Origin of the sequence: Ponticoccus litoralis, assembly GCF_039769985.1 — a bacterium.
GTDB lineage: Bacteria > Pseudomonadota > Alphaproteobacteria > Rhodobacterales > Rhodobacteraceae > Ponticoccus > Ponticoccus litoralis.
This window is the reverse complement of the sequence record NZ_JBDNCH010000002.1, coordinates 2148944-2164888: the sequence shown is the minus strand read 5'-3', so window position 1 is coordinate 2164888 and position 15945 is coordinate 2148944. Positions and strand designations below refer to the sequence as shown.

Annotated in this window: 12 protein-coding genes and 4 pseudogenes; 13 read left to right on the top strand and 3 right to left on the bottom strand. The window is 69.9% G+C overall.

Annotated features, from left to right (window positions below):
- The first annotated feature begins 1 nt into the window (after position 1).
- The 4 genes and pseudogenes from ABFB10_RS11660 to ABFB10_RS11645 all read left to right on the top strand — a co-directional run bounded on the left by ABFB10_RS11660 (position 2) and on the right by ABFB10_RS11645 (position 5341).
- A pseudogene (locus ABFB10_RS11660) lies at positions 2 to 1235 on the top strand (MFS transporter).
- A gap of 69 nt (positions 1236 to 1304) precedes the next feature.
- Positions 1305 to 3019, top strand: a pseudogene (gene metG, locus ABFB10_RS11655) (methionine--tRNA ligase).
- A 97-nt stretch (positions 3020 to 3116) separates the two neighbouring features.
- Complete coding sequence (truB, locus tag ABFB10_RS11650; RefSeq protein ID WP_347166651.1) at positions 3117 to 4025, top strand: tRNA pseudouridine(55) synthase TruB; 909 nt, start codon at positions 3117 to 3119, stop codon at positions 4023 to 4025.
- A 176-nt stretch (positions 4026 to 4201) separates the two neighbouring features.
- A complete protein-coding gene (locus ABFB10_RS11645) occupies positions 4202 to 5341 on the top strand; it encodes an alpha-hydroxy acid oxidase (protein WP_347166650.1) in 1140 nt (379 codons plus the stop codon).
- Between the two features lie 72 nt (positions 5342 to 5413).
- Here ABFB10_RS11645 and ABFB10_RS11640 read toward each other — a convergent pair.
- The 3 genes and pseudogenes from ABFB10_RS11640 to ABFB10_RS11630 all read right to left on the bottom strand — a co-directional run bounded on the left by ABFB10_RS11640 (position 5414) and on the right by ABFB10_RS11630 (position 7828).
- Positions 5414 to 6239 (bottom strand): annotated as a pseudogene (locus ABFB10_RS11640) (alpha/beta fold hydrolase).
- A 98-nt stretch (positions 6240 to 6337) separates the two neighbouring features.
- Positions 6338 to 7013 (bottom strand): annotated as a pseudogene (locus ABFB10_RS11635) (haloacid dehalogenase type II).
- Positions 7010 to 7828, bottom strand: a complete 819-nt coding sequence (locus ABFB10_RS11630; RefSeq protein ID WP_347166649.1) for an SDR family oxidoreductase — start codon at positions 7826 to 7828, stop codon at positions 7010 to 7012. The pseudogene ABFB10_RS11635 and the gene ABFB10_RS11630 overlap by 4 nt, the downstream one beginning before the upstream one ends.
- 176 nt (positions 7829 to 8004) lie before the next feature.
- Between ABFB10_RS11630 and ABFB10_RS11625 the strand changes: the two genes are divergently transcribed.
- From ABFB10_RS11625 to ABFB10_RS11585, 9 genes are all read left to right on the top strand, one after another.
- On the top strand, positions 8005 to 8433 hold the full coding sequence (locus tag ABFB10_RS11625; RefSeq protein WP_347166648.1) for an FKBP-type peptidyl-prolyl cis-trans isomerase: 429 nt from the start codon (positions 8005 to 8007) through the stop codon (positions 8431 to 8433).
- Between the two features lie 445 nt (positions 8434 to 8878).
- Positions 8879 to 9190 carry a hypothetical protein gene (locus ABFB10_RS11620; protein ID WP_347166647.1) on the top strand — a complete coding sequence of 104 codons (312 nt, stop codon included), beginning with the start codon at positions 8879 to 8881 and terminating at the stop codon, positions 9188 to 9190.
- An 84-nt stretch (positions 9191 to 9274) separates the two neighbouring features.
- The gene (locus ABFB10_RS11615) at positions 9275 to 9937 is read left to right on the top strand and encodes a potassium channel family protein (RefSeq protein WP_347166646.1); all 663 of its coding nucleotides are present in this window, start codon (positions 9275 to 9277) and stop codon (positions 9935 to 9937) included.
- 7 nt (positions 9938 to 9944) lie between these two features.
- Positions 9945 to 10988, top strand: coding sequence for a potassium transporter TrkG (locus tag ABFB10_RS11610; RefSeq protein WP_347166645.1), 1044 nt, complete (start codon positions 9945 to 9947; stop codon positions 10986 to 10988).
- Positions 10989 to 10996: 8 nt separating this feature from the next.
- On the top strand, positions 10997 to 11290 hold the full coding sequence (locus ABFB10_RS11605; RefSeq protein WP_347166644.1) for a potassium transporter TrkG: 294 nt from the start codon (positions 10997 to 10999) through the stop codon (positions 11288 to 11290).
- 172 nt (positions 11291 to 11462) lie between these two features.
- Positions 11463 to 12248 (top strand): 3-oxoadipate enol-lactonase, encoded by a 786-nt coding sequence (pcaD, locus tag ABFB10_RS11600; protein ID WP_347166643.1) that lies wholly within the window; start codon positions 11463 to 11465, stop codon positions 12246 to 12248.
- On the top strand, positions 12248 to 12955 hold the full coding sequence (locus tag ABFB10_RS11595; RefSeq protein WP_347166642.1) for an alpha/beta fold hydrolase: 708 nt from the start codon (positions 12248 to 12250) through the stop codon (positions 12953 to 12955). The genes pcaD and ABFB10_RS11595 overlap by 1 nt, the downstream gene beginning before the upstream one ends.
- A gap of 314 nt (positions 12956 to 13269) precedes the next feature.
- Positions 13270 to 14355 (top strand): zinc-binding dehydrogenase, encoded by a 1086-nt coding sequence (locus ABFB10_RS11590; RefSeq protein ID WP_347166641.1) that lies wholly within the window; start codon positions 13270 to 13272, stop codon positions 14353 to 14355.
- 136 nt (positions 14356 to 14491) lie between these two features.
- Positions 14492 to 15730, top strand: coding sequence for a mandelate racemase/muconate lactonizing enzyme family protein (locus ABFB10_RS11585; RefSeq protein WP_347166639.1), 1239 nt, complete (start codon positions 14492 to 14494; stop codon positions 15728 to 15730).
- The last annotated feature ends 215 nt before the right edge of the window (positions 15731 to 15945 follow it).

Here is a 15945-nt window from a genome sequence, read left to right as displayed (position 1 = left end):
CATGCGCCTTGTCGTCTCTTTCGCCGCCCTCTTCGCCTCTGTGGTCCTGTTGCAGCTGTCCTCGGGCGGCGTCGGGCCTCTGGATGCCCTGTCCGGGGTCGTCCTGGGCTTCACGACCACCCAGATCGGCCTGCTGGGCTCGGCGCATTTCGCGGGGTTCTTCCACGGGCTGCTGGTGGGCGCCGCGCCTGATGGGATCGGTCGGGCACGCGCGCGCCTTCGCCGCCTTTGCCGCGCTGGGAACCATCGGCATCCTCGGCCATGTGCTGACCGACAATGCCTATGCCTGGGCGGCGCTGCGCAGTGCGCAGGGGGTCTGCATCGCGGGCTGCTACACCGTCATAGAGGCATGGTTGCAGGCCAAGGTCACCAATGAGACCCGGGGCCGCGCCATGGGCGCCTATCGCCTGACCGACCTCGGCGCGCAGCTTTGCGCGCAGCTGGTGATCTCTGTCCTGCCGCCGGCGCATTACGCCAGCTACACGCTGCTGGCCATGGTCTGCTGCGCCGCCCTGCTGCCGATGTCGCTGACCCGCCTGCCCCAGCCGGAAATCCCGGACGCCCCGCGCCTGCAACCGCGCCTTGCCTGGACGCGGTCGCCGCTGGCGGTGGCGGGGGTGCTGGTCTCGGCGCTGTCGGGGGCCTCGTTCCGCATGGTCGGGCCGGTCTACGGCACCGCCGTCGGGCTGGAGGCCTCGATGATCGCCATCTTCCTCGCCAGCTTCGTGGCCGGTGGCGCGCTGGCCCAGTACCCCGTGGGCTGGCTGGCGGACCGTTACGACCGGCGCAGCGTGCTGATCTGGCTGTCGGTCGCGGCGGTTGTCAGCTGCGCGCTGACCGCCGCCATGCCGGGTGCGCCCCACTGGGCGATCCTCGGGCTGGCGGCCTTCTTCGGGCTGACCACCTACCCGATCTACTCGGTCGCGGCAGCGCATGCCCATGACTTCGCCGAAAGCCACGAGAGGGTCGAGCTTTCGGCGGCGCTGATGTTCTGGTACGCGACCGGCGCCATCGGCGCGCCCTACATCGCCGCCGCGCTGATAGAGGCCTACGGCCCCCCGGCGCTGTTCATCATGATCGCGCTGGGGCATCTTGCGCTGGTGGTCTTCGGCCTGGTGCGGATGCGGGCGCGGCCTCTGGCCACGACACGCACGCCCTACGTCTACGCGCCGCGCACCTCCTTCACGGTCGGGCGCCTGCTGGGCCGCTTGCGCGACCCCGGTCGCGACAGATAGCCAGCGGCGCTGGCACTTGACCCAAGCCTGCGGTACACCGCTGGCCAAATCCGCAAAGGACCGACAGCCATGGCCCGCCATCTCATCACCTCCGCCATTCCCTACATCAACGGGATCAAGCATCTGGGCAACCTCGTGGGCAGCCAGCTGCCCGCCGACCTCTATGCCCGCTACCTGCGTGCCCGGGGGCACGAGGTGCTGTTCCTCTGCGCCACCGACGAACACGGCACCCCCGCCGAACTGGCCGCCGCCAAGGCGGGCAAGCCGGTGGCCGACTATTGCGCCGAAATGTGGGCGGTTCAGGCCGGGCTGGCCGACGGCTTCCGCCTGTCCTTCGACCACTTCGGGCGCTCTTCCTCGCCGCAGAACCACCGGCTGACGCAGCATTTCGCCAAGGTGCTGGACGAGGCCGGGCTGATCCGCGAAGTCTCTGAAACGCAGATGTATTCCAACGCCGACGGGCGCTTCCTGCCGGACCGCTACATCGAGGGCACCTGCCCGAACTGCGGTTTCGACTCGGCGCGCGGCGACCAGTGCGACAACTGCACCAAGCAGCTCGACCCGGTCGACCTGATCAACCCGCATTCGACGATTTCCGGCTCGACCGATCTCGAGATGCGCGAGACCAAGCACCTGTATCTTGCGCAAAGCAAGATGAAGGACGAGCTGGAGAAATGGATCGACACCCGCGAGGGCTGGCCGGTTCTGACCACCTCGATCGCCAAGAAATGGCTGAACGACGGCGACGGGCTGCAGGATCGCGGCATCACCCGAGACCTCGACTGGGGCATCCCGGTGCAGCGCGGCGACGAGCCCTGGCCCGGGATGGAAGGCAAGGTCTTCTACGTCTGGTTCGACGCGCCGATCGAATACATCGCCTGCGCGCAGGAATGGGTCGAGGCGGGCAAGGGCGACGACTGGGCGCGCTGGTGGCGCACCGACGCAGGCGCCCGAGGACGTGCGCTACACCCAGTTCATGGGCAAGGACAACGTGCCCTTCCACACGCTGGGCTTCCCGGTCACGATCCTCGGCTCGGGCGAGCCGTGGAAGTTGGTCGATTACATCAAGTCCTTCAACTACCTGAACTACGACGGCGGCCAGTTCTCCACCTCGCGCGGGCGCGGCGTCTTCATGGATCAGGCGCTGGAGATCCTGCCGGCGGACTACTGGCGCTGGTGGCTGCTGTCCCACGTCCCCGAGACCTCGGACGCCGAATTCACCTGGGAGGCCTTCCAGTCCGGCGTGAACAAGGATCTCGCCGACGTGCTGGGCAACTTCGCCAGCCGGGTGACGAAGTTCTGCCGTTCCAAGTTCTCCGAGGCGGTGCCCGAGGGCGGCACCCGGGGCCCCCGCGAGCTGCAGCTGATCGCCGATCTGACGGCGAAGCTGCGCGAGTACGAGGCCAATATGGAGGCGCTGGAGATCCGCAAGGCGGCGGCGGCGCTGCGCGGCGCACTGGGTGCTGGGCAACGAGTACCTGCAAGAGGTGGCGCCCTGGTCGACCTTCAAGACCGACCCGGAACAGGCGGCCATGCAGATCCGTCTGGCGCTGAACATGATCCGCCTCTACGCGGTGATCTCGGCGCCCTTCATCCCCGACGCCTGCGCCGACCTGCTGGCGGCGATGCAGACCGAAGACGACAGCTGGCCCACGGATGTGGCGGCGGCCCTGACGATGCTGCCGCCGGGCCACGCCTTCACGGTGCCCGAGGTGACCTTCCGCAAGATCACCGACGCAGAGCGCGAGGACTGGGCAGAACGCTTCGCCGGCACCCGGGACTGACCGCGCCCGGCGCCGGGCGCGGCGGGCCCCCGAGGCGATTGACAAGCCGCGGCCCGCCTTGCTACCCCGCGCGCTTCTGATGACAAGAAGGCAAGGCATGGCACGCAAACGCAAGGGCCGCGACATTTCCGGCTGGCTGATCGTCGACAAGCCCGCGGGCATGACCTCGACCGCCGTGGTCAACAAGGTCCGCTGGGCGCTGGAGGCGAAGAAGGCCGGCCACGCCGGGACGCTCGACCCCGAAGCCACCGGCCTGCTGGCCGTGGCCGCGGGCGAGGCGACGAAAACCGTTCCCTATATCACCGACGCGCTCAAGGCCTATGCCTTCACCGTGCGGCTGGGTCAGGCCACCAACACCGACGACACCGAGGGCGAGGTCATCGCCACCTCGGACCTGCGCCCCACCGACGACGAGATCAAGGCGGCCCTCGGCGCCTTCGTCGGAGAGATCCAGCAGGTGCCGCCGCAGTTCTCCGCCGTGAAGGTGGACGGCGAACGCGCCTACAAACGCGCCCGCGACGGCGAGGACATGGACCTCGCCGCCCGCCCGCTCTGGGTCGAGGAACTGCTACTGACCGACCGCGCCGACGCCGACACCGCCATGCTGGAAATGACCTGCGGCAAGGGCGGCTACGTGCGCTCGATCGCGCGCGATCTCGGCGCCGCCTTGGGCTGTCATGGCCACGTCCTGACGCTCCGCCGCCTCTGGTCCGGCCCCTTCGACCTCGACGACGCGGTGACGATCGAGGAGATCGACGCGCTGGCCCGGACACCGGAACTCGACAGCCGCCTGCTGCCGCTGGAAACCGGCCTTACCGACCTGCCGGAACTGCGCTGCACCCCCGAGGGCGCAACCCGCCTGAGGAACGGCAACCCCGGCATGGTGCTGGGCGGAGAGGTCGAATACGGCGACGAGGCCTGGGCCAGCTTCGAGGGCCGCCCCCTCGCGGTGGGCCGCTTCAAGGCCGGCGAGCTGCACCCCAGCCGCGTCTTCAACCTCGACTGACCCCCACGCCGGTCCCCGGCCAGGACAACATCCCGGACCCGGCGCCGGGATGATGCCCCCCAACTTCTTCGGTCTCGCAAATACCTCGGGGGGAGGCCGCAGGCCGGGGGGCAGCGCCCCCAGCCGCCCCCGAAAAGCCGCGTGACATTTCACCCTGCCACCGCCAGTCTGCGCCCATGACAGACCTTTCCCGCGCCGCCGAAATCGCCGACCTCCGCCGCATGGCCCGCAAGCGCCTGCCCCGCGCCATCTTCGAGTTCATCGACGGCGGCGCCGGGGCCGGGATCACCCGCGCCGCCAATATGGCCGATTTCGAAAGGCTCAGCCTGATGCCGCGCATGGGGGTCGACGTCTCGGCCTGCGACACCGGTGCGACGATCCTCGGGCGCCGCACACCCCTGCCGCTGATCCTCGCCCCGACCGGCCTGGCCGGGCTCTTCTGGCCCGAAGGAGAGAAGGCCGCGGTCCGCGCCGCCCATGCGGCGGGGATCCCCTTCTGCCTGTCCGCGAACTCGGTCGCCTCCATCGAAGAGGTCGCCAGCGCCGCCCCCGAGGCCGAGCGCTGGTTCCAGTTCTACTTCCTCAAGGATCCCGGCCTCACCAGCCGGATGCTGGAACGCGCCCGCGGCAACGGCTACCGCGTACTGTGCCTGACGCTGGATCTGGCCCAGCAGGGCAAACGGCACCACGACCTGCGCAACAGCTTTACCGTGCCGCCGCGCCTCTCCGCCGCCACGGTGCTCGACGCGCTGCGCCGCCCGCACTGGCTGCAGGGCTACCTGCGCCACGGCGTCTCTTTCGGGAACTTCGAAAGCGGCAGTTCGGACGGCGGTTTCGCCTCCATCGCGACACGGGTGGCCAGCCTCGGCGACGCCAGCGCCAACTGGGAGACGGTCGCGCGGGTCGCGCAGGAATGGGGCGGCCCCTTCGTGATCAAGGGCCTGCTGCACCCGGACGACGCGCGCCGGGCCGCCGAGCTCGGCGCGCAGGCGGTGATCGTCTCGAACCACGGCGGGCGGCAGCTCGACAGCGTGCCCTCCCCCATCGCCGCCCTGCCCGCGATTGCCGAGGCGGTGGGCGGTCGCACGCAGGTGATCCTCGACGGCGGCGTGCGGCGCGGCACCGACATCGTCAAGGCCGGGGCGCTCGGCGCCGAGGCGGTGATGGTGGGGCGCGCCTTCCTCTGGGGGCTGGCGGCAGCGGGACAGCCCGGCGTCAGCAAGGCCATCACGCTTCTGGCCGAGGAGCTGGACAATGCCCTCGCGCTGATGGGCCAGCCCGCCTACCGCGCCATCGACCGGTCGGCGCTGGCATAGGGCGTGGCTGGCGGGCGGGCCGGTGGCGCGCTCCGGATGGAGAGCGGCACGGGGCGCCCTCCGGCCAGGCCCTCAGGCAGAGAGCATGCGCAGCCAGCGCCGCAGGGCATCCAGCGATTCGGCCTCGTCGAGAAAGGGGATATGGCCCCGGTCCGGGACCTCGACGGCAATCATGTCGGGGCGCCGCGCCTTCATCTCGGCAAAGGTCGCGGCGGACAGCAGGTCAGAGTTCGCCCCCCGGATCGCCGCCAGCGGCAGGCCCTTGAGCGCATCGAACAGCGGCCAGAGGTCCGGCGCAGGCTGCGCGCCGCCGCCCAGCACCGCCTCGCGCAGCGCCGGATCGTAGGGGATCACCAGCCCCTCCGGCCCCTCGCGGTACAGCACCTTCGCCTCGGTCAGCCAGCGCTCTGGCGGCACGTTGGCAAAGGCCGTCATCGCCGCGGCCCGCTTCTCTGCCGCTTCCTCGAAGGTCTTGAAAGGCGGGTTCCTGCCCGAGGTAGCCCTCGATCACCTTCAGCCCGGTCTCGGCGATCTCGGGGCCGATGTCGTTCAGCGCAACGCCCAGCAGCCGGTCCTTCGCCGTGGCCGCCAGCACCATGGCGATCAGCCCGCCGCGCGAGGTGCCCAGCACCGCCGCCTGCGCCAGCCCGAGGTGATCCAGCAGTTCCAGCGCATCGCGCCCCTCGACCGGGATCTGGTAGGTCTCATGCGGGGCCCAGCCGGATTTCCCGCGCCCGCGGTAATCCATGCGGATCAGCCGCACCCCTTCCAGATGCGGGGCGACATAGTCGAAGTCATGGGTGTCGCGCGTCAGCCCGGCAAGGCACAGAAGCGGCAGCCCCTGCCCCTCGTCGAGATAGTGCAGCGACACGCCGTCGGATGTGGTGAAATGGGGCATGGCAGAACCTCAGGTACATAGGGTCGTTTGGGGCAATGTATCGCGGGGCCGACGGCCCTGTCCCGGCCAAGGCAGCGCGACAGGGCCGGGACCGCGCGTCACACCAGTTCCGGTATCGTCGACAGGTCCGTCAGCACATGCGCGGGCGCAGCCTGAAGGCGGTCCATCGGCAGGCCCGCGCGGTTCACCCGGGCGGTTTCGAACCCATAGGCCGAGGCCCCCGCCGCGTCCCAGCCGTTCGAGGAGACGAAGAGCACCTCTTGCGGCGTGCAGCCGAAGCGCGCGCCCACGAGGTCATAGACCGCGCGGGCAGGCTTGAAGGTGCCCACCGCCTCGACCGACAGGCTGGCCTGAAGGAACTCGCCCAGCCCCGCCGACTCCACCGCCCCCTCCAGCATGTCCGGGCTGCCATTCGACAGGATGGCGCAGGCCTTGCCCTTGGCCTTCAGTTGCGCCAGCACGAAAGGCACCTCGCGATAGGCGGGCAGCTCCCAGTAGAGCGCTAGCAGCCTTTCGCGCAGCTCCATGTCATCCAGACCCGCGCGGTCCATCGCCCAGTCCAGCCCGTCTTTGGTGACCTCCCAGAAGGGCACATAGTCACCGGTCACCGCCCGCAGCCGGGAATACTCCAGCTGCTTGCGCCGCCAGTCCTCGGCCAGCTGCGGCCAGACCGCCGCCAGCGCCGCGCGGCCCGGTTCCCCGAGCCGCGACGCGGGCGGCGGCGGCCACGTCGAAGAGCGTGCCGTAGGCGTCGAAGATGCAGACCCGTATCATGCGGTCAGCCAGGCCTGAAAGGCCGCCTCGTAATCGGGATGCCAGCGCGACAGCGGCGGGCGGTTCTGGGTGATGTCGCCCGCCGCCCATGCGATGCGCTTTTCATCCGTGGCGCGGTCGACGTCGTTGTCGGGGCAGAGGATGTAGAAATCGCCGCCCTCCAACTTGTCGAAAAGGAAATCGACCGCCTGTTCCGGCGTCCAGGCGCCTGCGGGCTTTTCCGACCGGCCCCGCGCGGCCAGCGGCGTGAAGACGAAGCCGGGGATGAAAAGCCGCGCCTCGACAGCGCAGCCCTCGCGCCCCCGCAGCTCGTGCTGCAGGGCCTCGGTAAAGGCCTTCACCCCGGCCTTGGACAGGTTGTAGGCGGGATCGCCCGGCGGCGTGGTGATGCCCTGCTTGGACCCGGTGTTGACGATCAGCCCGGGCTGGCCAGAGGCCGCCATATCGGGCCCGAAGACATGACACGCATGCACGATCCCCATCAGGTTCACCGCGATGATCCGGTCCCAGTGGCCCTCGCTGTCGAAGATGCTGCTGCCGGGCTGGATGCCGGCATTGGCGAAAAGCGCCGAGACCGGGCCAAGCGCCTGCTCCACCCGGTCCTTCAGGGCCTTCAGCGAGGCACGCTCTGCCACGTCGGTTTCGACCGCCAGAACCCCCAACTCCTGCGCCACCAGTTCCAGCGCCACACCCGTACGGTCGGCCACGGCGACCTTCAGGCCAGCGGCTACCAGCCGCCTGACGATCTCCAGCCCGATGCCAGAGGCGCCCCCGGTGACCACCGCCACCTTGCCCTGTGCGAGTGCGGGATGCATGATGCTCTCCTTCGTCCGTTGCGGCAAAGACTAGGGCCGTGCCCCGGCCTTGACCACTGCGTTTGCATTTCCGGCGAAAATCCTTACATTCCGGCCCAGCCATGCGAGCACCCGGGGCGCCCCGGCCTCGCCAAATCGCGACTTTTCCAGACATTTTCCGAAAGGACAGGATCCTCATGACGCAGGTCAAATCCGGCGACACCGTTCGCATTCATTACACCGGAACGCTGACCGACGGCAGCACCTTCGATTCGAGCGCGGGCCGCGACCCGCTGGAATTCACCGTCGGCTCGGGCCAGATCATCCCCGGACTCGACAAGGCCATGCCCGGCATGACCGTCGGCGAGAAGAAGCAGGTGACCGTGCCCGCAGACGAGGCCTATGGCCAGCCCAACCCGGCGGCCCAGCAGGCCGTGCCCCGCGCCGAGATCCCGGACCACATCCCGCTCGACCTCGGCACGCAGCTGCAGGTGCAGACGCCCGACGGGCAGGCCATGCAGGTGACCGTGGTGCAGGTGACGGAGCAGGAGGTCACGCTGGACGCCAACCACCCGCTGGCGGGCAAGGACCTGACCTTCGACATCGAGCTTGTCGAGATCGCCTGAGCGCGCGTCCCCCGAAACAGCAAAGGCCCGGTCGCCCAGACCGGGCCTTTTGCCTTTGGCGCTTTGCCGCGCGCAAGGCGCCCCACCGGCAGGCCACCGGGGCCGCTCTGAACGGCCGCCCGCCCCGCCAGAGGCCCGAAGCCGCGCCACATCCCGCCGGCCCGACCGGACGGCGCGCCTGCCCCCGGTGCGGGTGGCGGATCCGGCCCTGTCGCCCGGGCCCGAAGCTGCGCCACTCTCTCTCCCTCGAACGACCGATTTCGCTTTCCGTCCGCGCCCGGTGCGCTACCTTCATTCCAACGATTTTGCATCAAGGAGCATGAAATGAGCGGCAGCATACCCGAGGGCACTGGAGATCTTTGTCGGGACCTGGACCACCACGGGCCTTGTCTTCGATCGCGCAGAGGATACGCCGACGCACTTCACCGCGACCGATACCTTCGAGATGATGCCCGGCGGCAAGGTCATGCTGCACCGCTCGGAAGGCAGGCGGACCGGGACCGAGACCAGCTTTGTCGCGGTGATCCGCGACAGCGGCGACGGATACGAGTGCGACACCTACGACCGCGACGGCACGACCAGCCACTCTTGCGCGAAACTCGACGGCCACGACTGGCACATCGACGGCGACGGCATGCGCTTTCGCGGCAAGTTCGATGCGGGCTTCGAAACGCTGTCGGGGCAATGGTATCGCGACACCGACGACAAGCCGGACCAGCTGTGGATGCAGGTGACCCTCGCCCGGCAAGAGGCCTGACGCAGGTCACCCCCTTGACCCCGCAGCGCCCGCGCCTAGGTTGCGCGCGCAGGCCCTGATGGGGTCGCTGGCAAGGGGGCTTGCATGGCCTCGAAACACCGGACCTTCGGCATCATCGGCCTGGGCAACTTCGGCTCCACCGTCGCACGCGAGCTTCGGCGCTTCGGCAATACGGTGATCGGCGTCGATCTGAACGAGACCCGGGTCTCTGACATGGCAGAGGTGCTGACGCAGGCGATGATCGCCGACGCCCGCGACGATGCGGCCCTGCGCGAGGCCGGCTTCGGCGATTGCGACGTGGCGGTGGTGGCGCTGGGATCGGATCTGGAATCCAGCATCCTCTCGGCGATGAACCTCAAGCTGATCGGTGTGCCGGTGATCTGGGCCAAGGCCCGGACCAAGACCCACCACCGCATCCTCAGCCGCCTCGGCGTCGACCGGGTGGTGCATCCCGAGGTCGAGATGGGCCAGCACATCGCGCAGGTGCTGCACAATCCGCTGGTGCGCGACTACGTCAGCCTCGGCAATGGCTTCCACGTGGTGAACTTCCGCATCCCCGAGACGCTGGAAGGCCGCACGCTGGCCGACCTCAACCACGGCGAGAAATTCGACCTGCGCTGCATCGGCGTGATGCGCGGGACAGAGTTCATCGGCTCGGACATGCAGTCCTGCACCTTGCAATGCGACGACCTGCTGCTTCTGCTGGGCCGGCGCGGCGACCTGCGCGACTTCGCGTCCAGCCTCTGACAGCGCCATGCCGCCCCGCATCCGCAAGCTGCTGCGCCGCACCCGACGCCTCGATCTGCCGCCGCCGCTGGTGCTGGCGCTGGCCTACCTCGGCTTCATCGTCGCGGGCGCGGTGCTTTTGTGGCTGCCGGTCTCGCACCACGGCTCGGTGACGCTGAACGAGGCGGTCTTCACCGCGACCTCGGCGGTCACGGTGACCGGGCTGATCCTCTCGGATACCGGCGCCACCTTCACCGGCTTCGGGCAGGCGGTGATTGCCCTGCTGATCCAGCTGGGCGGGCTCGGGCTGATGACCTTCGCGGTGCTGGTGCTCTCGGCGCTGGGGATCCCGGTGGGCCTGCCGCAACGGCTGATCCTGCGCGAGGACCTGAACCAGACCTCGGTCTCGAACCTGACGGTGCTGGTGCGCATCATCCTGATCGTGGCCCTGACCTGCGAGGCGCTGGGGGCGCTGCTGCTGGGCTTTGTCTTCGTGCCCGAATACGGCTGGAACGGCGTCTGGCAGGCGGTCTTCCACGCGGTCTCGGCCTTCAACAACGCGGGCTTCGCCCTGCACCCGGACTCGCTGTCGCAATGGGTGGGCAACCCGCTGGTGAACCTCGTGATCCCGGCGCTGTTCATCCTCGGCGGCATCGGCTTCATCGTGGTGGGCGACCTCTACCAGAAACGCCGCTGGCGCACGCTGACGCTGCATTCCAAGCTGATGATCACGGGGACCGCGGTGCTGATCCTCTGGGGAGCGCTGGGTTTCGCGGCGCTGGAATGGACCAACCCCGCCACCCTCGGCCCGCTGGAAACCGGCACGAAGCTCTGGGCCAGCTGGTTCCGGGGCGTCACCCCACGCACGGCGGGCTTCAACACCGTCGACATCGGCGGCATGCACGACAGCACGACGCTCCTGACCATGACGCTGATGCTGGTGGGCGGCGGCAGCACCTCGACGGCGGGCGGCATCAAGGTGACCACGCTCTGCGTGCTGCTGCTGGCCACCATCGCCTTCTTCCGCCGCCGCTCCAGCCTGCATGCCTTCGGTACCGCTCGCTGGGGCTGAACGAGGTCATGAAGGTGCTGGCGCTCTCGATGGTCTCGGTGCTGCTGCTGATGAGCGCGATCTTCCTGGTCTCGATCAGCCACGACGGAGAGTTCCTCGACCTCGCCTTCGAAGCGGTCTCCGCCTTCGGCACCGTCGGCCTGTCGCGCGGCGCCACCGGCGACCTCGACGGCTTCGGGCAGGCGGTGATCATCGCGGTGATGTTCGTGGGCCGGGTCGGCCCGCTGACACTGGGCTTCTTCCTCGCCACCCATGGCACCCCGCGGGTGCGCTACCCGGCGGGCCAGATCTACCTCGGCTAGGCCCGCCGACCCCCGCAATCCGCCCCCGTCCCCGGTAGGACCGCGCCTGCCCCCAAGGGTTTCTTCTGTCCGCAAATATCCCGGGGGGAGGCCGAAGGCCGGGGGGCAGAGCCCCCTTTCCCGGGCCCGCCCCAACCGCTACACCCAAGCCACCAAAGGAAAGGCACCGCCCATGCACATGGCCGGGGTCAATGACCTGCAGATCCACTACACCCTCACCGGCCCCGAGGACGGCACCCCGGTGGTCTTCGCCAACTCGCTGGGCACCGACCTGCGGCTCTGGGATCCGGTGCTGCCGCTGCTGCCCGAGGGGCTGCGCATCCTGCGCTTCGACAAGCGCGGTCACGGGCTGTCGGACGCACCCGGGGCGCCCTATTCCATGGGCGCGCTGATCACCGACATCGAGCGCCTGATGGATCACCTCGGATTGCGCGACGCGATCTTCGTCGGCCTCTCGATCGGCGGCATGATCGCGCAGGGGCTGGCGGCCAAGCGGCTCGACCTCGTCCGCGCCATGGTCCTGTCCAACACCGCCGCCGGGATCGGCACGCGCGAGATGTGGGCCGAGCGCATCGCCATGGTCGAGGCGGGCGGCCCCGAGGCCATCCTCGACGGCACCATGCAGCGCTGGTTCTCGCAGCCCTTCCACGATCACCCCGACTTCCCCGGCTGGCGCAACATGTTCCTGCGCACCCCGCCGCAGGGCTGGACCGGCTGCGCCGCCGCCATCGCGGGCACCGACTTCATCTCCTCGACCAGCGGGCTGCGCCTGCCGACGCTGGCGATCGCCGGCGACAAGGACGGCTCCACCCCGCCGGACCTCGTCTTCGAGACGGCGGGCCTGATCCCCGGTGCGCAGACCGCGCTGATCCGCGGCGCGGGCCACCTGCCCTGCGTCGAGAAGCCCGAGGACTACGCCCGCATCCTGACCGGCTTCCTGAAGGCCCGGGGCGCCTGATGGCCCGGTTCCTGCTGGTCCACGGCGCGGCGCACGGGGCCTGGTGCTGGCGCGACCTGCTCCCGGCGCTTCGGGCGCTGGGTCACGAGGCAAGGGCCATCGACCTGCCCTCGCACGGGCAGGACGACACCCCGCCCGAAGGGGTCACGCTGGAGGATTACGCGCAGGCGATCCTCGCCGCGCTGGAGCCCGATACCATCCTCGTCGGCCATTCCATGGGCGGCTACCCGATCACCCGCGCGGCAGAGATCGATGCCACGCGGGTGGCGCGCCTCGCCTACCTCTGCGCCTATACGCCCTGGCCGGGGATGTCGCTGGCCCGGATGCGTTTCGAGGCGCCCTCGCAGCCGCTCCTGCCCGCGATCCGGCTGGCGGCGGACGAGAAGACCTTCACCTTCGATCCTGCGCGCGCGCCCGGGATCTTCTACCACGACTGCCCCGAGGGCACGGCGGACTATGCCCTGCCCCGCCTGACCCCGCAGCCGGTGGCGCCCAATGGCACGGCGATCGCGCTGGAACACAGCCCGGCCCTGCCGCGCAGCTACATCCTCTGCGAAGAGGATCGCGCCATTCCGCCCGAGTTCCAGCAGACCATGGCCGAGCGCTTCGCCCCCGGGGACCGGCACCGCCTGCCCTGCGGTCACTCGCCCTTCTTCGCCATGCCGGACCGCCTCGCCGCCCTGCTGGACGCCATCGCCCGGGCCTGAACGCGGGCGGCGCCGCACCGGCCCGCCCCCTGTCTGCCCCCTGTTCTGCCCCGGAAAATCCTGCACCGCTCCGGCGGAAACCATGCCCGGCCCGCCCCGACCGCCGCCGGACCCTGTCATCGCAAGGCGCGGCGCCGCCTGCCGACTCTCGCCAGCGGCCTCAGCCAACCCGCAGCCACACCCGCGCGCCCGCCTGCCACTCTGCCCACCCGCAGGCCTTTCCGTAACGTCACCCCGCAAGGCCCGGTCGCTTTCGGACTAGCCCCCGACCATCCGCCTGTCGCAGGCTCGACCCAGACGACAGGAGGACGCCCTTGCCCCGCATCCGTGCCGCGGTCTGCACCGCCTTCAACCAGCCCCTCGCCATCGAGGCGCTCGACCTCCGCGCCCCCCTTGCCGGAGAGGTCGAGGTCACCCTCGAGGCCGTGGCGATCTGCCATTCCGACATCTCCTACGCCGAGGGCGCGTGGGGCGGCGACCTGCCCGCCGTCTACGGCCACGAGGCCGCGGGCCGCATCAGCGCCACCGGCCCGGGCGTCACCGCCTTCACGCAGGGACAGCGCGTCGTGGTGACGCTGATCAAGGCCTGCAACGCCTGTATCAACTGCGCCACCGGCCACCCGACGATCTGCGAGAACCAGGCGCCGCGCCCGGCCCCGCTGACCCGCCCCGACGGCACCGAGGTGATCCAGTCCATGCACTGCGGCGCCTTCGCCGAGCGCGTGGTCGTGGATCAAAGCCAGATCGTCGCCGTGCCGGACAACCTGCCGCCCGAAAGCCTCTGCCTGCTGGCCTGCGGCGTGATCACCGGCATCGGCGGCATGATCAACGCGGGACGGCTGAAACCGGGCGAGGACGTGGTGGTGATCGGTGCCGGCGGCGTCGGCCTGAACGCGATACAGGGCGCCCGCATCGCCGGGGCCCGCCGCATCGTCGCCGTCGACATGTCAGAGGCCAAGCTGGACACCGCCCGGGCCTTCGGCGCCACTCATGGCGTGCTCGGCACCGAGAAATCCCCCTGGCGCAAGGCCATGAAGGCGCTCGGGCGCGGCGCCGACGTGGTCGCCGTCACCGTCGGCGCCATTCCCGCCTACGAACAGGCGCTGCGCTACATGGGCTGGGGCGGGCGCATGGTGATGATCGGCATGCCGCACTCCGGCGCCATGGCGCAATTCGAACCGGTGGTCCCCGCCTTCATGGGCCAGCATATGATCGGCTCCAAGATGGGCGACGCGGTGATCTCGCGCGACATCCCCTGGATGGCCGACCTCTACGCGCAGGGCCGCCTGAAACTCGACGAACTGGTCTCGGGCCGCTGGTCGCTCGACCAGATCAACGAAGCCATCGCCGACACCGGGACCGGCGGCGTCCGCCGCAACGTCATCCTCTTCGACACCTGACCCTCTCGCCGCCCGCGCCGCCCCCGTCCAGCGCCCCCTCTTCTTTGGTCTTCCAAATACCTCGGGGGTCCGGGGGCAGAGCCCCTAGCCGGTCGTCCCGCGACAGCGGGGCGAAGCCACCAAAGGAAACCACCCCATGCGCCTCGCCCACCTCGACGTCATCGTCACAGCGCCCCCCGCCCCGGGTTGGGGCGGGCGCTACTGGATCCTCGTCAAGCTGACCACCGCCTGCGGCATCACCGGCTGGGGCGAATGCTACGCCGCCTCGGTCGGTCCCGGGGCCATGACCGCGGTGATCGAGGACGTCTTCCAGCGCTACTTCGAGGGCGAACCCCCCGAGAACATCGAGCGCCTCTTCCGCCGCTGCTATTCCTCGGGCTTCACCCAGCGGCCCGACCTCACGGTCATGGGCGCCTTCTCGGGGCTCGAAATCGCCTGCTGGGACATTCTCGGCAAGGCGCGCGACCGGCCCGTCTGGGCGCTGATCGGCGGCATGATGAACGAACGCATCCGCGCCTATACCTATCTCTACCCGCTGGATCACCACGCCCTGCCCGGCTTCTGGATCGACCCCGATCAGGCCGCCGAGGCCGCCGCCGACTGCGTCGCGCGCGGCTATACGGCGGTGAAGTTCGACCCCGCCGGCCCCTATACCATGCGCGGCGGCCACCAACCCGCGATGTCGGACATCAGCCTCTCGACCGCCTTTTGCAAGGCGATCCGCGCGGCGGTGGGCGATGGCGCCGACCTGCTCTTCGGCACCCACGGGCAGTTCACCACCGCCGGGGCGATCCGGCTGGGGCAGGCCATCGAACCCTACAACCCGCTCTGGTTCGAAGAGCCGGTCCCTCCCGACAACCCGCTTGAATTCGCGACGGTCGCAGCGGCCCTCCGTGTCCCCGTCGCCACCGGGGAACGCCTGAGCACCCGCGCCGAATTCGCCACCCTGCTGCGGACCGGCGGCGCGAAGATCCTGCAACCGGCGCTGGGGCGCGCGGGCGGGATCTGGGAGGCCCGCAAGATCGCCGCCACGGCGGAAAGCTTCAATGCCGAGATGGCACCACATCTCTATGCCGGGCCGGTGGAATGGGCGGCGAACCTGCATCTGGCCGCCGCGATCCCCAACCTGCTCATGGCGGAAACCATCGAGACCCCCTTCCACGACGCGCTGATCGGCGGCAGCATCCGCGTCGAGGAGGGCTTTGTCCCGGCGCCGCAGGGGCCCGGCCTGGGGATAGAGGTCGACGAGGCGCTGGCCCGCGCCCATCCCTATACCGGCGAGGGGTTGCACCTTCAGATGCAGGACGCCCCCTGCAACTACGCCGGGGGCAACCTCTTCGAGGGCGGCGCCCCCGCCCCAATCCCCGAGCGCTGAGCCCTGCCCAGCCCCCTCCCCCGCAGGCCCGCCCCGGGCCGGGAACCGGCGCCCGACCCTCGCCGGTCAGGCGACGCACCGAACCCGCCCAGCGGCCCCGCGCGCCCGGCCCATGCCCCGGGGCGCCGCGGCGGGCCGCCCCCGCTCGCGGTACGCGACAGCCCCGCAGAAGGCACCACTGGACACGGAATACCTGCATCCCGCCCTCACCTTTC

Bases quoted from the DNA above. Each gene is read 5' to 3' on its own strand.
- truB (WP_347166651.1), top strand. From the start codon at position 3,117: ATGGCACGCAAACGCAAGGGCCGCGACATTTCCGGCTGGCTGATCGTC.
- ABFB10_RS11625 (WP_347166648.1), top strand. From the start codon at position 8,005: ATGACGCAGGTCAAATCCGGCGACACCGTTCGCATTCATTACACCGGA.
- ABFB10_RS11630 (WP_347166649.1), bottom strand. From the start codon at position 7,828: ATGCATCCCGCACTCGCACAGGGCAAGGTGGCGGTGGTCACCGGGGGC.
- ABFB10_RS11615 (WP_347166646.1), top strand. From the start codon at position 9,275: ATGGCCTCGAAACACCGGACCTTCGGCATCATCGGCCTGGGCAACTTC.
- ABFB10_RS11610 (WP_347166645.1), top strand. From the start codon at position 9,945: ATGCCGCCCCGCATCCGCAAGCTGCTGCGCCGCACCCGACGCCTCGAT.
- ABFB10_RS11585 (WP_347166639.1), top strand. From the start codon at position 14,492: ATGCGCCTCGCCCACCTCGACGTCATCGTCACAGCGCCCCCCGCCCCG.
- ABFB10_RS11605 (WP_347166644.1), top strand. From the start codon at position 10,997: ATGAAGGTGCTGGCGCTCTCGATGGTCTCGGTGCTGCTGCTGATGAGC.
- ABFB10_RS11620 (WP_347166647.1), top strand. From the start codon at position 8,879: ATGATGCCCGGCGGCAAGGTCATGCTGCACCGCTCGGAAGGCAGGCGG.
- ABFB10_RS11595 (WP_347166642.1), top strand. From the start codon at position 12,248: ATGGCCCGGTTCCTGCTGGTCCACGGCGCGGCGCACGGGGCCTGGTGC.
- ABFB10_RS11645 (WP_347166650.1), top strand. From the start codon at position 4,202: ATGACAGACCTTTCCCGCGCCGCCGAAATCGCCGACCTCCGCCGCATG.
- pcaD (WP_347166643.1), top strand. From the start codon at position 11,463: ATGCACATGGCCGGGGTCAATGACCTGCAGATCCACTACACCCTCACC.